Origin of the sequence: Ruegeria sp. HKCCA0370 (assembly GCF_013033705.1) — a bacterium.
Classification (GTDB): Bacteria; Pseudomonadota; Alphaproteobacteria; order Rhodobacterales; family Rhodobacteraceae; genus Ruegeria.
In genome coordinates this window covers 633,190-656,706 of the sequence record NZ_WQEP01000001.1, presented here as the reverse complement: position 1 = coordinate 656,706, position 23,517 = coordinate 633,190, and the positions used below count along the sequence as shown (strand labels likewise).

General features: G+C 59.4%; 27 protein-coding genes. 16 read left to right on the top strand and 11 right to left on the bottom strand.

Features of this window, described 5'->3' with window-relative positions:
* The first annotated feature begins 11 nt into the window (after positions 1-11).
* From GOW31_RS03325 to GOW31_RS03310, 4 genes are all read left to right on the top strand, one after another.
* A complete protein-coding gene (locus GOW31_RS03325) occupies positions 12-1,193 on the top strand; it encodes an ammonium transporter (RefSeq protein WP_171167865.1) in 1,182 nt (393 codons plus the stop codon).
* Between the two features lie 142 nt (positions 1,194-1,335).
* The gene (locus GOW31_RS03320) at positions 1,336-2,016 is read left to right on the top strand and encodes an orotate phosphoribosyltransferase (RefSeq protein ID WP_171167863.1); all 681 of its coding nucleotides are present in this window, start codon (positions 1,336-1,338) and stop codon (positions 2,014-2,016) included.
* Positions 2,017-2,241: 225 nt separating this feature from the next.
* Positions 2,242-3,732 carry a replicative DNA helicase gene (locus GOW31_RS03315; protein WP_171167861.1) on the top strand — a complete coding sequence of 497 codons (1,491 nt, stop codon included), beginning with the start codon at positions 2,242-2,244 and terminating at the stop codon, positions 3,730-3,732.
* 122 nt (positions 3,733-3,854) lie between these two features.
* Positions 3,855-4,901 (top strand): Hint domain-containing protein, encoded by a 1,047-nt coding sequence (locus GOW31_RS03310; RefSeq protein WP_171167858.1) that lies wholly within the window; start codon positions 3,855-3,857, stop codon positions 4,899-4,901.
* A gap of 46 nt (positions 4,902-4,947) precedes the next feature.
* On the opposite strand, the gene GOW31_RS03305 is transcribed toward GOW31_RS03310, so the two are convergent.
* Positions 4,948-5,487, bottom strand: coding sequence for a GNAT family N-acetyltransferase (locus GOW31_RS03305; RefSeq protein ID WP_171167855.1), 540 nt, complete (start codon positions 5,485-5,487; stop codon positions 4,948-4,950).
* Positions 5,488-5,727: 240 nt separating this feature from the next.
* Between GOW31_RS03305 and alr the strand changes: the two genes are divergently transcribed.
* Genes alr through GOW31_RS03290 form a run of 3 tightly spaced genes read left to right on the top strand, consistent with a single transcriptional unit; the run spans position 5,728 to position 8,284 of the window.
* Entirely contained in the window at positions 5,728-6,762 is a 1,035-nt protein-coding gene (gene alr, locus GOW31_RS03300) for an alanine racemase (protein WP_171167853.1), read from the top strand.
* Positions 6,759-7,541: an ABC transporter permease gene (locus tag GOW31_RS03295; RefSeq protein WP_171167852.1), complete on the top strand. Its 783-nt coding sequence runs from the start codon at positions 6,759-6,761 to the stop codon at positions 7,539-7,541. The genes alr and GOW31_RS03295 overlap by 4 nt, the downstream gene beginning before the upstream one ends.
* Entirely contained in the window at positions 7,538-8,284 is a 747-nt protein-coding gene (locus GOW31_RS03290; protein WP_171167850.1) for an ABC transporter ATP-binding protein, read from the top strand. Before GOW31_RS03295 ends, GOW31_RS03290 begins: the two co-directional genes overlap by 4 nt.
* On the opposite strand, the gene GOW31_RS03285 is transcribed toward GOW31_RS03290, so the two are convergent.
* Positions 8,281-8,709 (bottom strand): thioesterase family protein, encoded by a 429-nt coding sequence (locus GOW31_RS03285; RefSeq protein ID WP_171115623.1) that lies wholly within the window; start codon positions 8,707-8,709, stop codon positions 8,281-8,283. The genes GOW31_RS03290 and GOW31_RS03285 overlap by 4 nt on opposite strands.
* 102 nt (positions 8,710-8,811) lie before the next feature.
* Here GOW31_RS03285 and GOW31_RS03280 point away from each other — a divergent pair, with 102 nt between their 5' ends.
* Positions 8,812-9,264, top strand: a complete 453-nt coding sequence (locus GOW31_RS03280) for a paraquat-inducible protein A (RefSeq protein WP_152458166.1) — start codon at positions 8,812-8,814, stop codon at positions 9,262-9,264.
* A gap of 181 nt (positions 9,265-9,445) precedes the next feature.
* Here the strand turns inward: GOW31_RS03280 and GOW31_RS21955 are convergent, their stop codons facing one another.
* Entirely contained in the window at positions 9,446-9,601 is a 156-nt protein-coding gene (locus tag GOW31_RS21955; RefSeq protein WP_254441630.1) for a hypothetical protein, read from the bottom strand.
* Between GOW31_RS21955 and GOW31_RS03275 the strand changes: the two genes are divergently transcribed.
* The 6 genes from GOW31_RS03275 (at position 9,594) to GOW31_RS03250 (ending at position 15,716) form a co-directional block, all read left to right on the top strand.
* Positions 9,594-10,196: a DNA repair protein gene (locus GOW31_RS03275; protein ID WP_254441629.1), complete on the top strand. Its 603-nt coding sequence runs from the start codon at positions 9,594-9,596 to the stop codon at positions 10,194-10,196. The genes GOW31_RS21955 and GOW31_RS03275 overlap by 8 nt on opposite strands.
* A gap of 121 nt (positions 10,197-10,317) precedes the next feature.
* Entirely contained in the window at positions 10,318-11,682 is a 1,365-nt protein-coding gene (radA, locus tag GOW31_RS03270; RefSeq protein WP_152458168.1) for a DNA repair protein RadA, read from the top strand.
* Positions 11,683-11,722: 40 nt separating this feature from the next.
* Positions 11,723-12,316 carry a CvpA family protein gene (locus tag GOW31_RS03265; protein WP_152458169.1) on the top strand — a complete coding sequence of 198 codons (594 nt, stop codon included), beginning with the start codon at positions 11,723-11,725 and terminating at the stop codon, positions 12,314-12,316.
* Positions 12,317-12,958: 642 nt separating this feature from the next.
* Complete coding sequence (purF, locus tag GOW31_RS03260; RefSeq protein ID WP_171115614.1) at positions 12,959-14,482, top strand: amidophosphoribosyltransferase; 1,524 nt, start codon at positions 12,959-12,961, stop codon at positions 14,480-14,482.
* Between the two features lie 298 nt (positions 14,483-14,780).
* On the top strand, positions 14,781-15,029 hold the full coding sequence (locus tag GOW31_RS03255; RefSeq protein WP_152458171.1) for a hypothetical protein: 249 nt from the start codon (positions 14,781-14,783) through the stop codon (positions 15,027-15,029).
* 42 nt (positions 15,030-15,071) lie between these two features.
* Entirely contained in the window at positions 15,072-15,716 is a 645-nt protein-coding gene (locus tag GOW31_RS03250) for an SDR family oxidoreductase (RefSeq protein ID WP_171115611.1), read from the top strand.
* 60 nt (positions 15,717-15,776) lie between these two features.
* On the opposite strand, the gene GOW31_RS03245 is transcribed toward GOW31_RS03250, so the two are convergent.
* From GOW31_RS03245 to GOW31_RS03230, 4 genes are all read right to left on the bottom strand, one after another.
* Positions 15,777-16,619 carry an ATP-binding protein gene (locus GOW31_RS03245; protein WP_170344072.1) on the bottom strand — a complete coding sequence of 281 codons (843 nt, stop codon included), beginning with the start codon at positions 16,617-16,619 and terminating at the stop codon, positions 15,777-15,779.
* Positions 16,620-16,735: 116 nt separating this feature from the next.
* On the bottom strand, positions 16,736-17,617 hold the full coding sequence (tatC, locus tag GOW31_RS03240) for a twin-arginine translocase subunit TatC (RefSeq protein ID WP_171167848.1): 882 nt from the start codon (positions 17,615-17,617) through the stop codon (positions 16,736-16,738).
* Positions 17,614-18,072, bottom strand: coding sequence for a Sec-independent protein translocase protein TatB (gene tatB, locus GOW31_RS03235; RefSeq protein WP_152458175.1), 459 nt, complete (start codon positions 18,070-18,072; stop codon positions 17,614-17,616). The genes tatC and tatB overlap by 4 nt, the downstream gene beginning before the upstream one ends.
* Before the next feature lie 6 nt (positions 18,073-18,078).
* Positions 18,079-18,294: a twin-arginine translocase TatA/TatE family subunit gene (locus GOW31_RS03230; protein ID WP_152458176.1), complete on the bottom strand. Its 216-nt coding sequence runs from the start codon at positions 18,292-18,294 to the stop codon at positions 18,079-18,081.
* A gap of 222 nt (positions 18,295-18,516) precedes the next feature.
* On the opposite strand from GOW31_RS03230, the gene GOW31_RS03225 reads away from it, so the two are divergent.
* Positions 18,517-18,822 carry a hypothetical protein gene (locus GOW31_RS03225; protein WP_171167847.1) on the top strand — a complete coding sequence of 102 codons (306 nt, stop codon included), beginning with the start codon at positions 18,517-18,519 and terminating at the stop codon, positions 18,820-18,822.
* Positions 18,823-18,843: 21 nt separating this feature from the next.
* Positions 18,844-19,515 (top strand): YafY family protein, encoded by a 672-nt coding sequence (locus GOW31_RS03220; protein WP_171167846.1) that lies wholly within the window; start codon positions 18,844-18,846, stop codon positions 19,513-19,515.
* Positions 19,516-19,573: 58 nt separating this feature from the next.
* Here the strand turns inward: GOW31_RS03220 and GOW31_RS03215 are convergent, their stop codons facing one another.
* The 4 genes from GOW31_RS03215 to GOW31_RS03200 form a co-directional block, all read right to left on the bottom strand.
* Positions 19,574-20,740, bottom strand: a complete 1,167-nt coding sequence (locus GOW31_RS03215; protein WP_171167845.1) for a peptidoglycan DD-metalloendopeptidase family protein — start codon at positions 20,738-20,740, stop codon at positions 19,574-19,576.
* Between the two features lie 62 nt (positions 20,741-20,802).
* On the bottom strand, positions 20,803-21,453 hold the full coding sequence (locus GOW31_RS03210; RefSeq protein ID WP_152458180.1) for a protein-L-isoaspartate(D-aspartate) O-methyltransferase: 651 nt from the start codon (positions 21,451-21,453) through the stop codon (positions 20,803-20,805).
* A complete protein-coding gene (gene surE, locus GOW31_RS03205) occupies positions 21,450-22,232 on the bottom strand; it encodes a 5'/3'-nucleotidase SurE (RefSeq protein WP_171167844.1) in 783 nt (260 codons plus the stop codon). The genes GOW31_RS03210 and surE overlap by 4 nt, the downstream gene beginning before the upstream one ends.
* Before the next feature lie 114 nt (positions 22,233-22,346).
* Complete coding sequence (locus GOW31_RS03200) at positions 22,347-23,441, bottom strand: ABC transporter ATP-binding protein (RefSeq protein ID WP_171115602.1); 1,095 nt, start codon at positions 23,439-23,441, stop codon at positions 22,347-22,349.
* Positions 23,442-23,517: the final 76 nt, after the last annotated feature.

The following is a 23,517-nucleotide window of genomic DNA, read 5'->3' as shown; positions in this document are numbered from 1 at the left end:
GAGAATGGCCCATGAACGGAGCCGATACAGCCTGGATCATCGTAGCAACCGCGTTGGTCCTTTTCATGACATTGCCAGGCCTCGCCCTGTTCTATGGCGGGCTCGTGCGTGCCCGAAATGTCCTCAGCGTTTTCATGCATTGCTTTGCCATTGCCTGTTTGATGAGCGTCCTGTGGCTGGTCGCGGGGTATTCCATCGCGTTCGGACCCGGCGAAAGCGGGCTTTGGGGTGGTTTGGGCAAGGCCTTTCTCAACGGCGTCGATGTGGACAGCCTTGCCGGAACCCTGCCCGAGATCCTGTTCTTCGCCTTCCAGATGACCTTTGCCATCATAACCCCTGCGTTGATCGTGGGCGCTTATGTCGAACGTGTGGGCTTTGGCTTTGTCCTGACCTTTTCGGCGCTGTGGATGCTGCTGTGCTATGCGCCCGTGGTGCACTGGATCTGGGGTGGCGGGATGCTGGCTGATGGCGGCATTCTGGGCGAGATCGGTGTGCGCGACTTTGCAGGCGGCATCGTGGTGCATGAAACCGCTGGTCTGGCAGCGCTGATTGTTGCGATCATCCTCGGGCCGCGTCGCAACCGCACCACTCCGCCGCACAACCCCGGTTATGTCATGGTCGGCGCCGCAATGCTGTGGGTCGGCTGGTTCGGTTTCAACGGTGGTTCGCAACTGGCCGCCGATGGTGGAGCGGCGATGGCCCTGACCGTCACGCACCTGTCCGCGGCTACGGCATCGCTAAGCTGGGCCCTGTGGGAGCGTATCCGCTTTGGCAAGGCCTCGATGGTCGGTCTGGTCACCGGCACAATCGCGGGTCTGGCCTCGATCACACCTGCATCGGGTTTCGTCGGTCCGGTTCAGGCCCTGATCATTGGCGCAGTGGCCGGTGTTCTGTGTCAGGAAGCCGTCAGCATCGTGCGCAACAAGCTGAATATCGACGACACGCTGGATGTCTTCGCCGTGCATGGTGTCGGCGGTATTTTCGGCACGCTCATGATCGCCCTGTTTGGCCTTGGAACCTGGACCGCTCAGTTGGGCGGGCTCGTTATCGTGGGTTCCTTTACGGCAGTTGTCACGTTTGTGTTGGTCAAACTGGTTGCACAGATCACGCCACTTCGCGTAGACGCCGAGACCGAGACAAATGGCCTCGACCTCTCGGTACATGGCGAGCGGGCCTATGACATGAGCAGTTAAGCCCACCTTGGCTGCCCATCGCCCGTATGGGCAAAAGCGGACCTCTTGGGGGTCCGCTTTTCTTTTGTCCAATCCCTCTCGACTCCGGCCCAAGGGTCGGGCTATCAGCCCGCAACGTGTTTTCAGCCCCGAGGTTTGCGCCATGATCCCCAGTTCTTTTCCCGACAGCACCGAAATCGCCCGCCTGACTGCACGGATGCTGCTGGAGATCAAGGCCGTGCATTTCAACTCGCGGGAACCGTTCACGCTGGCCAGCGGGCTGCCCAGCCCGACCTATATCGACTGCCGCAAACTGATCTCGTACCCGCGCATCCGCTCGACCCTGATGGATTTCCTGACCGTCACGGTGATGCGGGATGCTGGCTTTGAGGCATTCGACAACATCGCAGGCGGGGAAACGGCGGGCATCCCCTTTGCCGCCATGGTCGCCGAGCGCATGGCTCTGCCCATGACCTACGTGCGCAAGAAACCCAAGGGCTATGGCCGCAACGCCCGAATCGAGGGGGCGATGAGCGAAGGTGAGCGTGTGTTGCTGGTTGAAGACCTGACCACTGATGGCGGCTCGAAACTGTCCTTTGTCGATGCGATCCGCGAAACCGGTGCCAACTGCAGGCACACCGCCGTCATCTTCTACTACGGCATCTTCCCCGAAACCGAGAAAACGCTGGGTGATCATGGCGTCAAGCTGCACTCGCTCTGCACATGGTGGGATGTTCTGGCCGAGGCCAAGGCACAGAAAGCCTTTGATCAGGAAACACTTGAGGGTGTCGAAGCTTTCCTGAACGACCCGCGCGGATGGCAAGAGGCCAATAAACCAGCGTAAACCTCTTGTGGAAGGATTGGGGATAAACCCGAAAGAATCGGGCAGGTCGCCACGATATGTGGTGACTTTTCCGACAATTCCTACATAATAAGCGATGCATATGCAGGCATCCAAGCGGTCTGGAAAGTTATCCCTAGGCTTTACCCCAAGTTAGTCACAGGTATTTCCAGATAGCTTGCGGTGACGTTTCGCGTGTAGAACCTCGGAACGGGCAGCGGGGACAAAATGAACGAGATCAGCAGTATCGAGCAGGCAGCGGCACAGATTCAGAACGCCGAAACCATGCCGCATTCCATTGAGGCCGAACAACAGCTTCTGGGTGCGATCCTGACCAATAACGACCTGTACGACCGGGTCGCCTCGATCATCGGGGCTGAACATTTCTATGATCCGGTCCATGCCCGGATTTACGAGGTGGCCTCGGCCCGTATTGCAAAGAATGCGCTCGCCTCGCCCGTGACGCTCAAATCATTCATGGCCGAGGATGAGGGCCTGAAGGAACTGGGCGGTCCCGCCTATCTGGTCAAACTGGCCGGCGCTTCGATCAGCGCATTCGCGGTGCACGACTATGCCCAGATGATCTATGACCTTGCCATCCGGCGCGAGCTGATCCGGCTGGGCCGCGACATCTCGGACAAGGCGGCGCGGGTCGATGTCTCGAGCGAGCCGAAAGAACAGATCGTCGAGGCCGAGCAGCAGCTGTATCAGTTGTCCGAGCAAGGCCAGACCGAGCAAGGCTTTCAGTCCTTCCTCAAGGCTGTCACCGAAGCCGTCAACGTCACCAACGAGGCCTACCAGCGCGGCGGCGGCATGGCCGGGATTTCCACCGGCCTGGCCGATCTGGACAAGCAATTGGGTGGGTTGCACCCGTCCGACCTGATTATTCTGGCCGGGCGGCCATCCATGGGTAAAACCTCGCTGGCGACCAACATCGCCTTCAACGTTGCCAAGGCCTACAAGCGTGGCACAAAGCCCGACGGCAGCGAAGGCGCGGTCGATGGCGGTGTTGTTGGCTTCTTCTCACTCGAGATGAGTGCGGAACAGCTTGCGGGCCGGGTTCTGGCGGAAGCCTCGGAGATCTCCAGCCACAAAATCCGTCAGGGCGACATGACCGAGGCCGAGTTCCGTCGATTTGTGGATGCGGCGAAAGAGCTGGAAGCCTGTCCTCTGTTTATTGACGACACCCCTGCCTTGCCGATCTCGCAACTCGCCGCCCGGGCACGACGGTTGAAACGGACCCACGGGCTGGACTTGCTGGTCATCGACTATCTACAGCTTTGCCGGGGCATGGCCGACAACCGGGTAAACGAAATCGCCGAGATTTCGATGGGCATGAAAGCCATCGCCAAGGAACTGAACATCCCGGTCATTGCGCTTTCACAGCTGTCGCGCCAGGTGGAAAACCGCGACGACAAGCGCCCGCAGCTGTCCGACCTGCGCGAATCCGGCTCGATCGAGCAGGACGCCGACGTTGTGATGTTTGTGTTCCGCGAGGAATACTACAAAGAGCGCGAAAAGCCCGGCGATCACGAACTGGAAAAGATGGAAGAGTGGAAGCAGGCGATGGAACGTCTGCACGGCAAGGCCGAAGTCATTGTCGGCAAACAGCGTCACGGACCCATCGGTACGGTCGAGTTGTCGTTCGAAGCCCAATTCACCCGCTTTGGCAATCTGGTCAAGCCCTGGCAACAGGGTGGTGAAATCGAGGGTTATTGATCGCGGACAAAACACCTCCCCCAGATATGAAACGCCAAGCCCTTTGGTGTTTTTCCTGCCCGGTATTAACGTGACGGTGACGTTCAACCCAACGCGCCAAACCCGCCCGGAGACCCACTGATTTGCCCGCGATCATATCGGAAATAAGATATCGCAACGGCCCGAACTTTGCTCCGGACGGAGATTTCATTGAAATCCGGGTTCCGACCGGAACCGACGTCACCGGCTTGCAGGTCGATGTTTACAACCCCAATGGCTCGGTGCGCAGTTCGACGGATGTCGACAACGGAACGATGACCACCGTGGGCGGGTTCGACTATTACGTGATTTCGGCGCGCATCAACCGGTTTGGGGCGGTCTCACTTTCGGACAATGGTTCGGTTCTCAGCTTTGTATCCTTTGACTCGCAGGTTACTGCGACACAGGGACCGGCCAGCGGCCAGACCTCGACCCAGATCGGCAGCAACGGCACGGACGATACCGCGTCTCTGTCATCGAAGGACGGGGTGAACTTTGTTGAGGATCCCAATCCCAGCCCCGGCGCACCCTGTTTTGTTTCGGACACCCTGATCCTGACGGACCGTGGCGAAATCAGCGTTCAGGATATCCGCCTCGGTGACAAAGTGATGACGACCGAAGGCAGCGCGGCCACCGTTCGGCTTGTTCTGTCCCGGTCCCTGCGCCAGGCCGATCTGTTGAAGTCACCCGAACTGCGCCCAGTCCGCATCACGGCCGGCGCCCTGGGGCACGGCCTGCCCCGCCGAGACCTGACGGTTTCGCGACAGCACCGAATGCTGGTCCGATCGGACATCGCGCAGCGCATGTTCGACACAAGAGACGTTTTGGTCTCGGCCATCCGGCTGACAGACCTGCCGGGCGTTTACGTGGATTACGATGCGACGCAGGTGGTTTATCATCACGTTGTCTGTGACCGTCACGTGGTTCTTTTTGCCGAAGGCGCGCCAAGTGAAAGCCTGTTCACCGGCCCCGAAGCCCTCAAATCCCTTCCGCCCGAAGCGTTGCACGAGCTGTTGCAGATTTTTCCGGGTCTCGACTGCAATAAGGATATGGACCCTGCCTTTTATATCCCCAGCGGAAGGCGACAGAAAAAGCTGGTGGCCCGACATGTCCGGAACAGCAAGGCGATCATAGATGAGGCTCTGTTCTAGGCTCTAGATCCGAGGCCATCGACCAAAGCGAAAAAACCGATCCCGCCTACCACAGCAATGGATTGTTCAGCGCGGAAACGCATCGCGACGGGCCTTTCAGCGGTTTCAGGTCAAAACCGTCCAGCGCCTGTCCCAACCAGCCGTGCGGATGGCTGAGTTTCAGCGGTGGCTGGGCAGTATCCTCGGTGATCTGCACAAAACCCGTTTTGCAATAATAGGCCGGGTCGCCATAGGTCAGTGCCACGTCCACACCTGCGGCCCGCAAGCGATCCAGACCATGGGAAATCAGCGCCTGTCCAATACCTGTTTTTTGCCTGCCCGTTTGCACGGCCATCGGCGACAGGATGAACACATTGCGCGTATCCTGCGAAAACGTCATCCGGGAAAAGATGGCACAGCCAAGCAGCTCGTGATCGTGTTGAGCCGTGCACACCAGGATATCTTCAGGCGGCGTGCTGTTGAGCAATTCACGTACGAATTCACCTATTGCCGCCCCCTCCTCTGGCGCTTCCGATGCGGAAAAAACGTCTGCAAAAAGACGGATGATCTCTGACGGGTCCCGGGTCAAACCGGTAGAAAAATCCATGGCTCCCTCATGAGTTGACGTTGCGCCCGGTCTTTACCGGAACCGAACGATCCGGTTCCCAGGATCGCTTTAACGTTGATGTGAAGACAATCCCCAAAACATGCAACCATGGCGGAATGCTGCCATTTCTTCTGGTTTTTTGGAGTTTTCCGTAACAACAAACCAAACACCAACATAAACCGACAGGTAAATGCGCCATTCCCTCTTGACCTTGGACGGCGCAATGTCATGAACAGTGCCATGAGTACTGCACGTTTGACGATCAATCTTCAGGCGCTCGCCAGGAATTGGCGGGCGCTCGACGCGAAAACCGGGGTCGAAACCGGCGCCGTGGTCAAGGCCGATGCCTATGGGCTGGGTGCCGGGCCCGTCAGCGATACGCTGGCCGAGGAAGGCGTTCACAAGTTTTTTGTGGCGGCCGCAGAAGAAGGCGCCGCTGTCCGCAAGGCGGTCGGCCCCGGCCCGATGATCTTTGTCTTTTCCGGCCATATGGAGGGCGACACAGACCTTCTGCGCGCCAACGACCTGACGCCGCTGATCAACTCGGGCGAGCAGTATCAGCGCCATATGGAGGCCCTACCCGACCATCCCTTTGGCATTCAGCTGGACAGTGGCATGAACCGGCTGGGTCTGGAACCCGCCGACTGGGCCGAACTGCGCCCAAGGGCTGAGGCCCTGAACCCAGCCGTTGTCATGTCTCATCTGGCCTGCTCGGACGAGCCGGACCATCCGATGAACCGGCAGCAGCTGAAAACCTTCCGCGAGATGACCGACGGTATCGCCGCGCCGCGTTCTCTGGCTGCGACCGGCGGTTTGCTTTTGGGGCCCGAGTTCCATTTCGATTTCTGCCGCCCGGGCATCGGCCTGTATGGCGGCCTGCCCTTTGCGGATGCCAAACCCGTTGTCACCGTCGACCTGCCTGTCATTCAGGTGCGCAGATTGGCCGTGGGCGAAACCGTTGGTTACGGCAACAGTTGGGTAGCGCGCCGGCCGTCCCGTATCGCCACCGTCGCGGCCGGGTATGCGGACGGCCTGCATCGCGCCATCGGGGGCGGCATCGACGCCTTCGCTGGCAATCAGCCCTGCCCGGTTGTTGGCCGTATCTCGATGGACCTGATCACGGTGGACGTCACGGACCTGCCCAAAGACCCGGAACGCCTGCGTATCCTGAATGGCCATCAGACCGTCGATGATCTGGCCGAAGCTGCCGGGACAATTGGCTATGAAATCCTCACATCAATGGGCAATCGCTATTCGCGGGGCTATGTGGAATGAACCCGCTCACCGCGCTCGGAGGTCTGGGCCGCACAGTTCTTAGCCTGCTTGCGGCCTTTGGCCGGGTGGCACTGTTCGCGCTTGATGCGATTTCGCACATTCTGCGCCCCCCCTTCTATCCGCGCGAATTTGGCATGGCCCTGCTGAACATCGGCTGGCTGTCTCTGCCGGTCGTCGGCCTGACCGCGATTTTCACCGGCGGTGCGCTGGCGTTGCAGATCTACGCTGGCGGCGCGCGTTTCAACGCCGAAGCGGTGGTGCCCCAGATCGTCGCCATCGGCATGGTGCGAGAGCTCGGCCCGGTTCTGGTCGGCCTTATGATTGCTGCGCGCGTGACCTCATCCATCGCGGCCGAAATCGCCACGATGAAAGTGACCGAACAGATCGACGCGCTGGTCACGCTGTCCACGCATCCGATGAAATACCTCACCGTCCCGCGCGTTCTGGCCGCCCTGATCACGGTGCCGGCTTTGGTGGCAGTGGGTGACATCATCGGAATTGCCGGGGGTTACACCGTCGCCACGCAAAATCTGGGCTTCAACCCGGCCGCCTATCTGAAAAACACGGTCGATTTCCTTGAAGCCCGCGACATCGTCTCGTCGCTGGTCAAAGGCGCGGCCTTTGGCCTGATCGCGGCCATCATGGGCTGTTACTACGGCATGAATTCCGGGCGTGGTGCACAGGGCGTGGGACGCGCCACCAAGGGTTCGGTCGAGGCCGCGGCGGTGCTGATCCTGGCCGCAAACTTCGTTCTCACAGGGGTATTCTTCTCGCTATGATCCGGATGGAGAACGTACATAAGGCCTTTGGCGACAACCACGTGCTGCAAGGCATGAACCTTGAGATCCCCAAGGGCACCTCGATGGTCATCATCGGCGGTTCGGGCACCGGAAAATCGGTCGCCCTGAAATGCATTCTGGGCCTGATCAAACCCGACAGCGGCATGATCTATGTGGACGGCAAAGACGCCAGCAAAGGCGACCGTGACGCGTTTCTGGCCCGGTTCGGGATGCTGTTTCAGGGCGCGGCCCTGTTTGATTCACTGACCGTCTGGCAGAACGTCGCCTTCCGCCTGCTGCGTGGTTCTCTGAAACGTCCCACCGAGGAAGCCCGCGAGATCGCCATCGAAAAACTGCGCCGCGTGGGCCTGAAATCCGACGTCGCCGACCGCTTTCCGGCGGAACTGTCAGGCGGCATGCAAAAACGCGTGGGCCTCGCGCGCGCCATCGCCGCCGAGCCCGAAATCATCTTTTTCGACGAACCCACCACCGGCCTCGACCCGATCATGTCCGGCGTCATCAATGACCTGATCCGCGAAATCGTGACCGAGATGGGCGCCACCGCGATGACCATCACCCACGACATGAGCTCGGTCCGCGCGATTGCCGACAACGTTGCCATGCTGCACGGAGGGGTTATTCAATGGACTGGTCCGGTGGGCCAGATGGATGCCTCGGGTGATCCTTATGTGGAGCAGTTCATCAGCGGCAGTGCAGAGGGGCCGATTGAGGCGGTGCGTTAATCTTCGCTCTTTGCCAGCCACTTTGCCGAGCGTTCGATAACGTCCTGAGGAATAGCTTCGGCGCGCCTTGTCTGCAGGTTGAGCAAGACGCATTTGAAAACCGTCGAAAATGTCGTTTCACCGTCCATCACTCGAACTAATTTGTGGCTGAAAGTCATGGACTTCGTTCCTACTTTCAGGATTTCGCTTTCCATTTGGATCGCCTCGCCGGCACTCAATTCCGCAAGGAAATTGCTTTCTGCATAGACCACCGCAAAGGATAGCTTTCTTCCCGACCGCATGTCTTCGGACGTCAGCCCCAACTCTGCCTGCAACGCAAAAACGGAATCCGAACATGCCGCAAAATACTTGGACACGTTCATATGCCCCAGAAAATCACAGTCCGATGGATCGACAATTGACTTGAAGGCCACAAAACCCGACATCATTCCTCCCCGTCTAAAAATAACTCAGTGGCGAGTGCTGGTTTAAGGTAACCATATCAAATCATCGCCGCAAATTTCGAAATCTTACCTAGACGCCCAGTCATGCCCCTCCGCCTCGCCACCCTCTCCCTCCTGATCCTTTACCCCATCGCGTGGTTCGCCCCGCTGATGCGCGCGGGGTTTCTGCCGATCTTCGGCCTCAGCGAAATCAGTGTCATCACCGGGCTGCAATCCTTGTGGAAATCCGACGTCTTCCTTGCGCTGATCGTCACCATCTTCGCCCTCTTCGCCCCTTACATCAAAACCATCGGCACCGCGCTGATCCAATGGAACCTGCTGGATGCCCGCGTCCAACCTGCGCTCAACATCCTCGGCAAGCTGGCCATGGCCGACATTTTCCTGATCGCGCTTTACATCACATTGGCCAAGGGAATCTCATACGCCACCGTTGAGACCGCATGGGGTCTCTACCTGTTCACGGCCTGCATTTTGGCGTCGATCGTGCTTGGCCATATTACAGAGATGACATCCACTTCACGAAAAGCTCAGACCTAATTGATTGAAAACACAAATCTAAGTATCATCTTTATATTTCGAGCAGCAGTGTTTTGTAGTTTTTGGGTCCGCAGCGGATCGTACGCAATCGTTAGATTACCTTCCGCTTTGGCCCGGTGTGTACCGGTTTGAGAAGGAGTTCGACGATCATGGCCGCCCTCCACAGTATTACATTGCAATTTCAGAATGCCTTTTTAAGACTGACTTTTTTCCTGATCTTTTTGGCGGCCTTATTGGCCGTTTCAGCCACACTGTTATCCGCTTTTGGCGTATTGCCCTGGCTCTCGATGCAGGCCGGATTTGGCGAGGCACCGGCAAAGGATGCCGGCATGTTCATCCAGATTGGCCTGACAGCGCTGATTCTCATGCTGGCGTTTTACCTGCCGGCAAATGCCCGAATGATGGCGCTGGAAAACAACCACCGCAATTTTGCCCTCAATATGCATGACATCGCGGACGCGTATCAAATGGCACATGCCGCCGATCGCGGCGGGCTGTTCATGATGTCGTCCGAGTTTGACGCCGTCAAGGAACGTATGGGGTTTCTGCGCCAGCACCCCGACCTGCAATCGCTCGAGCCCGAGATCCTGGAACTGGCCGCGCAGATGAGCCAGATCAGTCAGGAACTGGCCCGGACCTATGGCGATGCGCAGGTCGAACGCGCGCGGATGTTCCTGCAACAGCGACAGGAAGAGATCGAACTGTTTCAACAGCGTCTGGAAGAGGCGCAGGTCATCCAGAACGAATTGCGCCAATGGACGCGGGATGTGGAAATGGAAGAGATGATCGCCAGGTCGCAACTTACCCGCCTGCGGGATGAGTTGTTCGAGCTTCTGCCCGAATTGTCGACCCAACTGCACACACCGCGCAAAAATGGCTCCTCAAAGGCGTCCAGCGTGGTTGCAATGTCGCCCCTTCGACCGGCGGAATAGGCGCGTCAGCGCCCGCTTCGGGCGATGGCCCATCTGGGCCTGAGACCGCAGCGCGCCATCGGCGATGAGGAAAGCCCACAAGGGCTTGAAGTACCGCCCAAGCTCGGGCACCAAGTGCGTCATGGCAAAGACGACATCCTTCTCCTGCTCGGCCTGCGGTGCGACGCATACAAGATGGTCCGGACGCTGCGACGGTTGCGGCGAATGGAACACCATTGTTCAGGACGCGCCCATATCGACTGGCCCGGCCAGAAAATCCCTCGGCGGCAAACGCGGCCAGTCCATCGCACTCACGGATTTGTCCACCGAGGAAACACCGCCGCCCCGCACCCTCTGCGGGGTCGAGGAGCTGGACCGCGTCTTGGGCGGCGGGCTGGTCCCGGCCTCCGCCCTTTTGGTGGGCGGAGACCCCGGCATCGGGAAATCCACCCTGCTGCTGCAAGCCGCAGCGCGTTTCGCGCGTGCGGGCGTGAAAACAATCTATGTCTCGGGCGAAGAAGCCAGCGCACAGGTTCGTATGCGCGCCCGCCGTCTTGGGCTTGAGGACGCCCCCGTTCAACTCGCCGCCGAAACCAACCTGCGCGACATCCTCACGACGCTGGAAGCCGAAAAACCAGGCCTGGCCATCATCGATTCGATTCAGACGATGTGGGCGGACAATGTCGACAGCGCACCCGGTTCCGTATCACAAGTCCGGGCCGCGGCCCATGAACTGACCACGTTTGCGAAACGGCACGGTGTTTCGATCATCATGGTTGGCCACGTCACCAAGGAAGGCCAGATCGCGGGCCCTCGTGTGGTCGAACACATGGTTGACACCGTCCTTTATTTCGAGGGCGAGCGCGGCCACCAGTTCCGCATCCTGCGCGCGGTCAAGAACCGTTTTGGGCCAGCGGACGAAATCGGCGTGTTCGAGATGACCGGCAAGGGTCTGGCGCAAGTGACCAACCCCTCGGCCCTGTTCCTGTCCGAACGTGGCAGGCCAAGCCCCGGCTCTGCTGTTTTTGCGGGCATTGAAGGCACCCGTCCCGTGCTGGTCGAATTGCAGGCTCTGGTCGCACCCTCGCCCCACTCACAGCCCCGCCGCACCGTTGTTGGTTGGGACAGCGGGCGGTTGGCGATGATCCTTGCGGTGCTCGAGGCCCGCTGCGGCATTCCTTTTGCCGGGCTCGACGTCTATCTCAACGTCGCCGGAGGTCTGAAGGTCAGCGAACCCGCCGCCGATCTGGCTGTGGCCGCCGCCCTTCTGAGTGCCCGCGAAGACACAGCATTGCCCGCGGACACGGTCGTATTCGGAGAAATCTCGCTGTCCGGGGCACTTAGACCGGCCCCACAGACCGAAAACAGGTTGAAAGAAGCGCAAAAACTTGGTTTCACGGCGGCAATTGCTCCGGCTGGAGGTAAAACCGGCACTGTGGCAGGTCTGACACTCACCCGACCCTCTGATTTGGTGGGGTTTGTTGGCGAAACCTTCGGAGCAGGTTAAAGTCGCGCCTTGAGGGGCAGAAAAAGAACAGGCGAGGGCCATGGAAGGTTTTACAATAATTGACGGGGTCGTCGCCCTGATCATCGTGCTGTCGGGCTTGCTGGCCTACTCACGTGGCTTCATGCGCGAAGTTCTGGCCATTGCAGGCTGGGTCGCGGCGGCCGTTCTGGCATTCATCTTTGCCCCACAGGCTGTACCGCTGGTCAAAGAAATCCCGGTGGTTGGGGATTTCCTGCGCGACAGCTGTGAACTTTCGGTGATCACCGGCTTTGCAGCCGTCTTTGCCTTGGCTTTGATTGTGGTCAGCATCTTCACACCGCTGTTTTCATCGCTGGTGCAGCGCTCGGCTTTGGGTGGCCTGGATCAGGCGCTGGGGCTGTTCTTCGGCATCGCGCGCGGTATTCTGCTGGTTGCAATCGCCTTCTTTGTCTATGACACGGTCATGACTGGCCAGTCCTATACAATCGTGGACGAAAGCCGTTCGGCCAAGGTGTTCGAGCAGTTCAGCAGTCAGATTGAAGAGCAAAACCCCGAAGCCGCTCTGGGTTGGGTGACTGCACAATACGAGGAACTGGTTGCCAGCTGCACGGCAGGAAACGAACAACCCGAAACCACGGCACCAGCTGACGGGTAAACTCAAGGTGCATTGCATGATGAAAGCCCGGCACTGTCCGGGCTTTTTCTATTCAAACGTACCCTTCCCCGCCACAAACCGTGCAGCGGATCGTTTTCAACCCAAAACACCCGTCGCACCGGCTGGAAATCGGTTTTCCAAGAATATCCCGGCTTTTGACAACTTCGCCCGCCCCGTTGCAGATCTGACAGGGCGCCCGGCCCATTCCCCGGCACCTGTGGCACCGTTGTTTAATCCGCTCCTGCTTCTTTTGAGGTTTATGTTGCCACATTCCGGCCCTTTGCGTGCTTCACCCATCCTGATTTGCACATATTAATTGGCATGACAGCACATATGATTGCACATGTCATCTCCTTCGTGAACTTGCCCCGATCTGCGAAATCCTGACCTGCGGCAATAGGTGAGTGTGATCCTTTGATGACAGCCACGCCATTAGGCATTATGTGGAGGCCAACCCGCCACGGAATCGGAGCCACCGATCTTGTTCTTTCTGTTCGAATGCGCGCTGGTCGTTGTGATGGTCGCCCTAATGGCGTCGTTGTCGCCTGCCACCAAACTGACAGCACGCGCCTTGCAGAGGATCCGAAGCCGAACGGCGGTCAACCCTCAGGTCAAATCGTCATAGAAGTTGGAGCCCCGTAAATGTGTGGGATTTTGGGAATCGCAAGCCGGACACATGATGTGTTTGCCGAAATCTATGACGGGCTGCTGATGTTGCAGCACCGGGGTCAGGATGCCTCAGGGATCGTGACCTACAACGGCGAGTTCTTCCGCGAAAAGAAGGCCAACGGTCTGGTCAAGGATGTGTTCAACGCCCAGGATGCAGAAACCCTGTTGGGTCGTGTGGGCATGGGTCATGTGCGCTATCCGACGGCGGGGTCTCTCAGCGCGGCCGAAGCGCAACCCTTTTTCGTGAACGCCCCTTACGGCATCTATCTGGTTCACAACGGCAACATCACCAACACCGCTGAGCAGCGCGAAAAGGTTACCGGCAAATACAGCCGGCACCTGCGCACCACGTCAGACTCTGAAATCCTTCTGAACGTCCTGGCCGACAAAGTGGCGGACGCGATCAAGGTGAATGGCAACGGCGAACCCATCCGCAATCTGTTTGCCGGTGTGAAGATGACGATGGAACGCGTTCAGGGCGCCTATTCCGTGATCTGTCTGGTCGCGGGTGTCGGTATGCTGGCCTTCCGCGATCCGTTTGGCATTCGCCCACTTTCGGTCGCCAAACGCGAAGTGGACGGAGACGGTGATGATTATGCCTTTGCCTCGGAAGACGTGGCCTTTGGCATCAACGGCTTTGAAAAGCTGCGTGATCTTCGCCCGGGTGAGGCGATCCTGATCGATCTGGACGGCAACATGCACGAGTATCAGGCGGTCGAAGGCAAGCTGACGCCCTGCATATTCGAGTATGTCTACCTGGCGCGCCCGGATTCTTTGCTGGACGGTGTTTCGGTTTACAAAACGCAGATGCGCATGGGCCAGACGCTGGCGAAACAGATTCAAGACTCGGGGTTGGAAATCGATCGGATCATACCGGTGCCCGACAGCGCCCGCCCCGTGGCCCTGGAAGCCGCAAAGATCACCGGCATCCCCTATCGCGAAGGGCTGGTGAAAAACCGCTATGTCGGGCGTACGTTCATCATGCCGGGTCAGGCGGAACGGCAGAAATCCGTCCGCCGCAAGCTGAATGCCGTGCCGCTGGAATTCGACGGCCACAGTGTTCTGCTGATCGACGATTCCATCGTACGGGGCAACACCATCAAGAAGATCGTTCAGATGTGCCGCGATGCCGGGGCCAAGAAGGTCTATGTCGCCAGCGCCTCGCCGCCGGTGAAATACCCCAATGTCTACGGTATAGACATGCCTACCAAGGCCGAGCTGATCGCGAACGGCAAGGAAGTCGAAGAGATCCGCGAAGAACTGGGTGCCGACGCCCTGTTCTATCAGCACTTGGAAGATCTGATCTGGGCCGCCAAAGAGGGCAATCCCGAGATCGAAGCTTTCGACTGTTCCTGTTTTGACGGCAAATACATCACGGGCAGCGTCAGCGAAGACTATCTGGATAATCTGGAACACAGCAGCCGTGTCAGCCAGAAGCGCGCCGACATGCAGGTTCCGGGCGGGTCCTGGAACGCGGCGAAACTGGCCTCGGGCTGAGCGGACGAAACGGGACTGACACGGTCGGTTTTCCGTTCCGAAAAGCGAATCAAAACGGCGGATCATCCCGGCCAGCCGATAGCTGTCGACCGGCCTGATTGCTGTCATGGGATGTGGATGAGTGGAAACTTGCCACAACCAGTTGGCGAATTCCACGCAATCACAAGGGCTTTTTTCAAGGGCGCCAAATCGCGATGACACCTGTCCGTGCAGCGCTTTTGTTCGCTTGAACGTTTTGCTATCTGGCCGCGACCACTCACTCAAAAAGGGGTCCGGGTCACGCCCCGGACCGCGGATCATGTCAAACGCCAAAGTCCAAAGCGCGGCCACACAGCGGGGCGCGCTGAAGAAGAATTCCGTCTCGGTTCTGGGCGTATTCGGGCCGAAAGCGGATATGCGCGCCCTGATGCGCCTGTCATCAGGCCGCGTGAAAGAAGTAAAACCCGGAAGCCGCGTTGCCTCGGGCACAGTTATCGCGATTGATGAGCATGGCATAATGCTGCGACAAAGCGGCCAGACCAGACGTATCGCCATCCCTGGCGGCTGATCACATCTTGACGCCCCGCGCGCGGGGGTTCAAACCGCAGGCATGACCGATACGACCAAAATCGCCCTGATAACCGGGGCCTCGCGCGGGCTGGGCGCTGCCCTGGCCGAAGCGCTGGCGCCCGAATACCACATCGTCGCCGTCGCCCGGACCACTGGCGGGCTGGAAGAACTGGACGATCGCATCAAGGCCAAGGGTGGCTCTGCCACGCTGGCACCGATGGACATCACCGATCCGAACGCGATGGCAACCCTGTGCCGCGGGATCCATGACCGTTGGGGCAAGGTGGATTTGTGGCTGCATACGGCCATTCACACCTCGGCGCTGACGCCGGTACATTTCGTTGACCCCAAGGAATGGACCAAGGCAGCCAACACGAATGCAAACGCAACCTCGGTTCTGATCCCATATGTCTCGCCGCTGCTGGGTGAAAACGGCCACGCGGTATTTTTCGATGACCCGAAAGCCGGACAGAAGTTCTATGGCATCTATGGTGCCACCAAGGCCGCGCAAATGGCCTTGGCCCGCAGTTGGGCGGCCGAGACAGAACGCACCGGTCCGCGCGTTTCGATCGTGGAACCAGCACCGATGCCGACCGCCGTGCGTGCCCGGTTCCACCCGGGCGAAGATCGCGACGCACTGACGAGCACCGCAGATGAAGCTGCGCGGATCCTCGCGCTGCTTTAGGAAATGGCCCTGACGGGCCATGCCTCCGGCGGGGATATTTTTAGCCAGATGAAGCTGGGATCAGGCGATATGAACGCCGTTGCGCCCGGCCAGATCGACGAAGAACTGCCACGCGACACGGCCTGAACGCGATCCGCGCGTGGCCTGCCATTCAATTGCTTCGGCGCGCAGGATTTCGGCATCGACCGAAACGCCATAGGCGGCACAATAGCGGTCGATCATGGCAAGATATTCGTCCTGATCGCAGGGGTGGAATCCCAGCCACAAACCGAAGCGGTCGGACAATGATACCTTTTCCTCGACCGCCTCTGACGGGTTGATGGCGCTGGAACGTTCGTTTTCAATCATGTCCCGCGGCATCAGGTGGCGACGGTTCGAGGTCGCGTAGAACACCACGTTTTCCGGGCGACCTTCAATACCGCCATCCAGAACGGCCTTGAGCGATTTGTAATGCTGGTCATCGTGACTGAACGAGAGGTCGTCGCAAAACAGGATGAACCGATAAGGCGCCGCGCGCAGGTGGTTCAGCAGACGCGCGACCGAGCCCATATCCTCGCGCTGTAGCTCCACAAGCTTCAGGTCAGGATGATCTGCGCTCAGCGTGCCGTGGACAGCCTTTACAAGGCTGGATTTGCCCATCCCGCGCGCGCCCCACAACAGTGCATTGTTTGCCTTGTAGCCGGCCGCGAAGCGGCGGGTGTTGTCAAGTAACGTGTCGCGCGACCGATTGATGCCGACCAGCAGATCCAGATCGACGCGATTGACCTGTTCAACCGGCTCCAAGCGTTCCGGTTCCACATGCCAGACAAAGGCCGGGGCCGCATTGAAATCCGGTGTGGCCAAAGGCGCCGGCGCCATGCGCTCCAACGCGGCAGCAATACGGTTCAGGGCTTGGTCGTCCATCGGCTCCTCCGGTCAGATACGGATCGGTTCAAAGCATGTTCTGATTGGCGCAACAAGGCCCGCGAACGAAAAAGGCGCGCCCGAACGGGGCGCGCCTCAGCTGTTGTTTCAGCAGGTTACTTGTCGTCTTCGAATTCCCGCATCAGATCTTCGTCCGCTTCGGCTTCTTCATCGTCATAATAGCCGTCGGCCCGCAACTGCTCTTCTCGCTTCCTTTCAACCCGGGCAACCAGGAAGATCGAAATCTCGTAGAGGCCATAGACCACGACAAAAAGGATAATCTGCGTGATCACGTCAGGAGGCGTCACGATCGCCGCCAGCACCAGAATGCCGACCACAGCATATTTGCGCACGGCCCCCAGACCCTCGGCGCTGACCAGACCTGCCTTGCCCATGAGGGTCAGAAGAACCGGCAATTGGAAGCACAGCCCAAAGGCCACGATGAACTTGATCGTGAGGTTCAGGTATTCCTGTGCCGAGCCCTGAAACACCACGCTCAGCGGCGCGGCCGTCGCGCCATCAGCCACGGCTTCGCCTTCAGCGCCGAATTGCTGGAACCCAAGGAAAAAGTCATAAGCCAGGGGCGTGACGACATAGAAGGCAAAGCTCGCGCCCAGAAGGAACATGAAGGGCGAGGCCAGCATGAAAGGCAGAAACGCATTCTTTTCCGACTTGTAGAGGCCCGGAGCCACAAAGCGCCACATCTGCATCCCGATATAGGGAAACGCCAGAATGAAGCCCCCCAAAAGCGAGACCTTGATCGCTACAAAGAACCCTTCCTGCGGCGAGATGAAGATCAGGCCGCAATCCTGTCCGCGCTCGGTCAGGACCTCACACAAAGGGTTGGTCAGAAAATTGAAGATCGGCGTGGCCACCGTAAAGCAGATGATCATCCCGACCAGAAAAGCCACGACGCAGTGGATCAACCGCGTGCGCAGCTCGGCCAGGTGCTCGATCAATGGGGCCGAGGTATCTTCGATCTCGTCGGTCTTGGTCATGTTTCGCCTTCAGTCTTCAGCGCCGCTTCGGCTTCTTCGGCCTTGGCCAGTGCCTCGGCAGCTTCCTTGGCCTTGCGCTCGGCGGCAGCGCGGGCCGTTGAGGCCTGAATTTTCTTGGCCTGTTCGGCTCGCTCGGCTGCCAGTTTACCGGTTTCGCTGTCAGGATCGAACTTGGTGGGATCCATGCTTTTTGCCATATCCTGCGCGGCTTGTTTCACGCCGTCCATGGCCGAGCCAACCGGATTCGCAGCGGCGTTGAGACCTTTCTTGATCTCGTTCACACCAGCCTGATCGGCGGCCTCGTTCATGGCGCTGCTGAATTCGCGTGCCATGCCACGGGCCTTGCCGACAAACCGCCCGACATTGCGGAACAAAACCGGCAGGTCCTTCGGCCCGACAACGATCAGGGCGACAATGCCGATGACCAGAAGTTCGGTCCAGCCCAGATCAAACATCTGCGCTTACGCCTTGTCTTTCTCGGTTTCAGGCGTCACGTCCTTGGCCAGTTCCGACGCGTCCTGTTCCAGTTCTTCCGAACCGTCCTTCACGCCCTTCTTGAACGCGGTGATACCTTTGCCGACTTCGCCCATCAGCGAGCTGATCTTGCCGCGACCAAACAGAACCAGAACCACAACGGCGATCAGCAGAAGACCGGGAAGGCCAATATTGTTCAGCATCTCATTTCTCCTTTTTCATCGGCGCCTTTGTGCGCCGGGAATATGAACTGGGTCCGTGTTTACGCCGCCAGGCCCTGTCCCAAAAGGGATCCGGCACAGATTGAGCGCGAAAATTGACCTCATCTGCAAAAAACTATGGGCTCGCATTTTCCAACTGACAGGTTTATGTCAGTTGGAAGGAGCTAGGAACAGGGCATCGAAACCTGGTCAACGGAGACTCACATGACCCATGTTGCTGAAATCGTCACCTTCACTCTTGCCAACGGCACCACCCCTGAAGAGTTCGTAGAGCTCAGCAAGGCATCCGAAGCCTTTGTTCGCAGCGCACCTGGCTTTGCCCATCGACAGCTCAGCCAAGGCGCAGACGGCCGCTGGACCGACTATGTCGTCTGGACGGACATGAAGGCCGCGCAGGACGCTGCGGCGCAGTTCCCGCAACAGGAATGTGCAGCAGGCATGATGGCGGCCATCAACCCTGAAAGCGTTCAGATGCGCCATGAGGCCGTATTGTGGAACATGACTGCCTAGGCGCGGTCCGGACGGCGTGTCATGCGCCGAACTGACCGCCTGTTCGATATCATCCAGATCCTGCGCGACGGCAAACTGCACCGCGCGCAGGACATCGCGGACCGGCTGGAAGTGTCGGTCCGTACCATCTATCGCGACATGGACACACTGGTCGCCTCGGGTGTTCCGGTCGAAGGAGAGCGCGGCGTGGGTTACATGGTGCGCGAGCAGATCACCCTGCCGCCGCTGAATCTGACCCCGGCCGAGCTTGAGGCCCTGAACCTCGGCATGGCGATCGTGGCCGAGGCCGCAGATCCAGACCTGAAAGCCGCCGCGAACTCTCTGGCAGACAAGATCGATGCCGTTCTGCCCACACAGGTTGTGGCCGAAGCCGATAGCTGGAAATTCGCGGTCTACCCTTTTGCAGATGCAGCCCGCGGGCTTGCACATATGGCTCCGATCCGCGCGGCCATCAAATCACGCCAAAAGCTTCGGCTGTCCTACCGCCGCATTGACGGCGTTCTGACTGAACGCACAATCCGTCCGCTTCACATGGAGTACTGGGGCCGCGTCTGGACGCTCACAGCATGGTGCGAACTGCGCAACGGCTTCCGCGTCTTCCGCATCGACCTGATTGAATCCGTCTCGCCGCTGCCAGAGATCTTTGCAGACGAACCCGGCAAACGTCTGAGCGACTACGACCCAAACGCCTGACAGGCAGCCGTATTCAGAAGTGTTTCGGGCAGAGGCACAGCCCGAAACGAGCGATGTATCATTTTAGGTAGGGATCCGGATCCACTGATTCAAAACCTTTGCGCACCTCGAAATGCACATAGGCATCGTCTCCGCCCCTCAATTGCGCAAGCTTTTGTCCACGGCGTACACGATCACCTTTCTTGACGCTGATGCCATCAACATTGGCATAGACCGTCAGCAAATCATTTTTGTGTTTGACCACGATGATCGGAACCTGATCCGCGTCCGCGGTGATTGCCGCTACGGTTCCCGCCTCAGCCGCGGTGACGGCTGTGCCGGGGGCCGCAGCGATGTCGATACCTTCGTTCTTGCCCTTTTTATAGCCGCGGATGATGGTGCCGCTGACCGGCAGGGACAGGGCCGTAGATCGCGTGTTTGTCGGGGCTTCGGCCGTCACATCAGGGGCTTCAGCGCGCGGCGCGACCTTTTCGTCGGGCAAGGGCTGCGTGGCACTTGGAGGCGTCGGCGTCGGCGACCCCTGCCCCGGCTCCGTTACCTCGGTGGCCGCAACCGGTGCCGCTGCAGCAGCGCTTTGACGTGGCGCGGACTGGTTCTTAACCGGGATCAACAGAAACTGACCTTCACGCACGGCGAAGTCGGACCCCAGACCGTTCCATTCCGCCAGCGATTCCACCGGCACCTGATAGAGGCGCGAAATTGTGTAAGCCGTTTCGCCGCGCTTAACCTTGTGGCGGACAGGTTCCGGCCCGCTTGCGACGGGCGCCGGGGCTGGCTTGGCAGGCTCCAGCGTCGTTGTCCGGACGCCCCCCGTTTCAGGGGCCTGATCAATGGCGGCTCCGGCAACTGATGCGATATCTACGCCACTGCCTGCACCAACCGAACGCGGCAAGGCGAGAACTTCGCCCTCTCGCAGGGTGTCGGTTGTCTGAAGGCCGTTGAACCGAGACAGCTCACCCTCGGGCAGGCCGACACGCGCGGCCACATCGCGCACCGTGTCGCCCCGTCGGGCCACGACAACCTGGTAGTTCGGATAGGTTATCACCCCCCGGCTGTCGGGCGACGGGCGCGACGTTGTTGCCGACTGCACTGCATCAGTGGTCGAAAATCCGCCGACCTGACCGCGCAGGTCGTAATCCAGTGGCCCTTCACACCCGGCCAGAATGGCCAGAGCGGCCACTCCGGTCGCGCAGCGACGCATAGCTGATTTGGATACTGCACTCATAATTCTGTCCTCAACGCCTGCCCCTGTTGTCCGGGGTTTCGACGACCAATTTATCAAGCCTGTTACGCCTCGTCCTTGCCAAGCCCCTCAAGCAGAGGCACGAAACGGACCGACGTCAATTCTTCATAGTCCAGACCGGCCTCGGTGCGCGTTACTTTGATCAACTGCTGCACCGTGTCCGACTGACCCACGGGTAAAACCATAATACCCCCGATTTTCAGCTGCGCCAAGAGCGGTCCCGGAGGGTCTTCGGCCGCGGCCGTCACGATGATCCGATCAAACGGAGCCTGTTCCGGCAAGCCAAAGGATCCATCCGACAACATGGCCGTGATATTCGTAAGCCCCAAATCGGCAAAAAGCTTCCCTGTCTCGCTGACCAGCCGCCGATGGCGTTCGACCGTATAGACCCTGCGCGCCAGTTTCGACAGAATTGCGGCCTGGTAACCTGACCCGGTTCCGATCTCGAGCACGGTATCGCGCGGCCGAACGTCCAGCGCCTGCGTCATGAGACCAACGACCGACGGCTGACTGATCGTCTGACCGCAGGAGATCGGCAATGGCATGTCCTCGTAAGCGCGATCTGCGAACAGGCCGGTGACAAAGCGGCCCCGATCAACCTGTTCCATTGCCTCCAGAACGCGCGCATCCGTGACTCCCCGTTTGCGCAGGGCAAACAGGAACTGCATCACGGTTTCCGGGTCCAGTCCGCTCATTCGACCGCCTTCAATGCCTCCAGCATGTCATATGCGGTCAAGTCGGCGCGCATCGGTGTAACCGAGATATAGCCTTCCAGATTGACCGCAGCATCTGTTCCCGGCGCAGTCGGGTTATGCTGATAGCCACCCTTGATCCACAGGAACCGCCGCCCCGAGGGCGAGCTGTGCGGCTCGACCGAAAAATGCGTGTCGCGCCGGAAACCCTGCGCGGCAACGCGCGTACCTCGCACTTCATCTGCCGGGACAGGTGGGAAGTTCACGTTGTAAAACAGGCGGTAATCGCCCTGCTCGGCCGGGGTTGCATCCAAAATACGCCGGACCAGATCGGCCCCGAACCGCGCGGCAGCCTCGAACGGGTCGTCCAGCCCCAGATTTCGCGGGCCGAAATACTGTGACAGAGCAATCGCAGGAACCCCCTGCAGCGCCGCTTCCATCGCGCCGCCGATAGTGCCCGAATAAAGCGTGTTCTCGGCCGAGTTGTTGCCCCGGTTCACGCCGGACAGCACCAGATCCGGCGGGCAGTCTGACATCACGTCATGCAGCCCTGCCAACACACAATCCGCAGGCGACCCCTCCGCCGCATAACGCCTTTCGCCCAACTTGGCGATCATCGTGGGATGGGTATAGCTGATGCAATGCCCGACACCCGATTGTTCAAAGGCGGGCGCGACCACCCAGATCTCACCATCCGGACCTGCCAGTTCGGCAGCGATCGCCTCCAGCGTGATCAAGCCCGGAGCGTTGATCCCGTCATCATTGGTCAGAAGAATACGCATGTGCCCGATTTACCCCCGCGTTTGGCCCTTGATAGACCCAGCCCCGCGATGCGGCAAGCGACGCGACCCTGCAATCTGAGGCTTTCGCGCACCACTTGCACGGAAATCGCGAGGTTAACTCTGCGCCTCGGGGAAAACGAAACATTTGTCGCGACGAATGGTCAGCCACATGACACGGCCCGGATTGGGCACAAAGACATTGGGGACCGTCGCCCTGAGGATCGAGCCGTCGTAGTCCATGCGAAACTCGACCAGGCTTTCGTTTCCCAGAAAACGCGCACGCTCGACCACGCCCCGCGCGGCAACGCCATCGGTCGCGGTCGGCAGCGGGCCCTTGCCGTTGCGATCGAAATCCAGTTTGACATGCTGGGGGCGAAATACGATTTCGACATCCGTTCCATCCGGAATACCCGGTGCCAGAAACTGGCCGAACGGCGTGTCTGCCAGCGCTCCGTTCACCTGCGCCCGCAACACGTTGACATCACTGAAAAAGGCCACGGCCGCCTTGTCCGCCGGCCGGGTATAGACATTGTATGGCGCGCCCTGCTGGACGATCTTGCCGCGCCGCATCAGCGCGATCTCATCCGCCATCCGCATCGCCTCTTCCGGTTCATGTGTAACCAGCAGAACGGCCGCATCCTCTTCCTTGAGAATGGACAGCGTCTCATCCCGAATACCGTCGCGCAGACGGTTGTCGAGGCCCGAAAAGGGCTCGTCCATCAACATGATCCGGGGCCGTGGCGCCAAAGCGCGGGCCAGGGCCACACGTTGTTGCTCGCCGCCCGACAACTGATGTGGGAACCCGTCGATGAACCGCATCAGGTCCACTTTGCGCAAAAGCTCTTCGACCCGGGCTCGTTTCTCGTCCTTGCTGCCTTTTAGGCCAAAGGCCACGTTGTTGGCCACGCTCAGATGAGGAAACAGCGCAAAGTCCTGAAACATCAACCCGATCTCGCGCCGCTCTGGGGGCACCCGAAACACGGTGTCGCAGATCAGTTTGCCATCGACGTAGATCTCACCCGAGTCCTGCATCTCGACCCCGGCAATCATGCGCAGGGTGGTGGATTTCCCGCAGCCAGACGGCCCCAGCAAACAGGTTACCTTGCCGGCCTGCACGGTCAATGACACGTCATCCACAACAACCCGCCCTTCGAACCGGCGAACAATGTTGCGAATTTCCAGACGCGGAGGAGTTGCGTTACCTGTCACCGATGGACCCCATTGCCTTTCCCGATCAAATCCATCGGGCTTGGGCGGGGATAGCAACCCCGCCCCTCAGGTGCAA